At 59.9% G+C, this 2,096-nt stretch carries 1 protein-coding gene and 3 pseudogenes; 3 read left to right on the top strand and 1 reads right to left on the bottom strand.

Features of this window, described 5'->3' with window-relative positions; all coding sequences use genetic code 11:
* Positions 1-110, bottom strand: a pseudogene (locus tag E1297_RS50125) (L,D-transpeptidase); the annotation flags it as partial.
* Between E1297_RS50125 and E1297_RS49015 the strand changes: the two are divergent.
* From E1297_RS49015 to E1297_RS02495, 3 genes and pseudogenes are all read left to right on the top strand, one after another.
* Positions 64-357 (top strand): annotated as a pseudogene (locus E1297_RS49015) (transposase); the annotation flags it as partial. The pseudogenes E1297_RS50125 and E1297_RS49015 overlap by 47 nt on opposite strands.
* Positions 354-701 carry an IS66 family insertion sequence element accessory protein TnpB gene (tnpB, locus tag E1297_RS02490; RefSeq protein WP_155133477.1) on the top strand — a complete coding sequence of 116 codons (348 nt, stop codon included), beginning with the start codon at positions 354-356 and terminating at the stop codon, positions 699-701. The pseudogene E1297_RS49015 and the gene tnpB, both read left to right, overlap by 4 nt.
* 198 nt (positions 702-899) lie before the next feature.
* Positions 900-2,096: pseudogene (locus E1297_RS02495) on the top strand (IS66 family transposase); the annotation flags it as partial.

Raw genomic sequence — 2,096 nt, forward strand, 5'->3', positions numbered from 1 at the left:
ATTTGGTCTGATGAGGAGAAGCGGGAGATCTGCGCGCAAGCGGTTCTTCCCGGTGCATCGGTTGCGCAGGTGGCGCGGCGGTATTCTGCGAATGCCAACATGATCCACAATTGGCTGAAGGATCCCCGGTTTGCGCGAATACCAGCTGATCCGTGCCACGTGGAGGATGCGTCTTTCGTTGAGCTGGAACTGGCCCCGGCAGCTTGTCCTGCCGCTACAGGGGTCGTTGTCCCGGCCCCGGAACCTGTCTGTGCAAGCCGGGTTGATATTACCCTTTCTGATGGTCGCCGGGTGTTGATCGAAGGCCCAACGGCCTTGGCCGCTATGATGGGACTGGTTCAGGGTTTGATGGAATGATCCCGGTTCCATCGAACACCCGGATTTGGCTGGCGGCCGGTGTGACGGACATGCGGCGCGGCTTCAACTCTTTGGCCGCAGAAGCCGAACAGGTCCTGGCCGAAGATCCTTATTGCGGGCACTTGTTTGTATTCCGCGGTCGGCGGGGCGATCTTTTGACGATCATCTGGTGGGACAGTCAGGGGGCTTGCCTGTTTTCCAAACGCCTGGAGAAAGGCCGGTTTGTCTGGCCGGGCGCGAAGGCTGGCAAGGTCAGTGTCACGGCGGCCCAGCTGTCGATGCTGCTTGAGGGGATAGACTGGCGTATGCCCGCCCGCACCTGGATGCCCCTGACAAGTGGGTGACGAGCGGATAGCGACATAAATACAGTGACTTAATCCGCTTTTTCTTTTCTGCTTCCGGCTGCGTCCGGTATAAATGCAGCCATGCTGAAGGACCTGGACATCACGCCTGACGATCCGGCTGAACTGAAAGCCGTGAACCGGCTTCTGGCCGACGAAGTCAAGGCACTGAGCCTGAAGGTCGAGTAGCTTCAGCATCAGCTTCATGGGGCAAACCGGAACCGGTTCGGCTCCAAGTCGGAAAGCCTTGATCAACTCAATCTGGGCCTTGCCGAGGACGAGGCCATTGGTGCCGCTGCTGACCCGCATAACATTCCGGATTCCGCCTCAGTGGATGCTCCTCCCGGACAGGCCAAACGCCAGCACAGCCGCAAGCCGCTGCCGGACCATCTTGAGCGCAAGGACACCATCCTGATGCCGAGTGAAGACTGCTGCCGCTGCGGCGGCAAGTTCAAGACACTGGGTGAAGATGTCACCGAAGAGCTGGAATATGTGCCCGGCCGGTTTGTCGTGAACCGTATTGTCAGGCCGCGCCTGTCCTGTTCTTGCTGCGAGAGGATTGTCCAATTGCCCTTGCCATCGCGTCCGATCGAGCGCGGACGGCCGGGAGCGGGACTTTTGGCGCATGTTTTGGTTTCCAAATATGCGGACCACCTTCCGCTCTACCGCCAGTCTCAGATCTTTGGCCGGGAAGACATCGATCTGGACCGCTCCACCCTGGCTGATTGGGTGGGACGCTCAACTGCCTTGCTTGAGCCCCTGGCGGATGTCATCGGCCGCATGGTCCGGCAAGGGGAAGCGCGCTTTGCCGATGACACGCCGGTCAAGCTTCAGGCTCCGGGAACGAAGAAGACCAAAACCGCCCGGATCTGGGCCTATGTGCGGGATGAACGCCCCTGGGCAGGCTCTTCTCCACCACTAGCCTGGTACCAGTTCACGGTTGACTGCAAGGGCGAACATCCTCAGGGCCACTTGTCCGGCTACAAGGGCTGGGTTCACGCGGACGGGTATGCCGGGTTCAACGGCCTGTTCGGGGAGAACAAGGCCCGGGAGATGGCCTGTATGGCTCATATCCGGCGCAAGTTCGTCGATGTGCACGCATCCCAAGGATCATCTATTGCCGCAGAGGCCATTCAGCGCATTGCCAGGCTGTACGAAATCGAAAAGAAGGCCTGCGGAAAACCGCCGCCGGACCGCGCCGCCCTGCGGCAAGCACACGCCAAACCTATCTTCGACGATCTGGAAGATTGGCTCGGCAGCCAATTGACGCGGATCTCGGGAAAGTCACCTCTGGCCGCTGCGATCCGCTATGCGCTCAGCCGACTGCCGAAAGCCCGGCCGTATCTCGACAACGGGCATCTGGAACTGGACACGGATGTTGTTGAACAGACCCTTTTT

Source organism: Roseibium sp. RKSG952 (assembly GCF_009711355.1).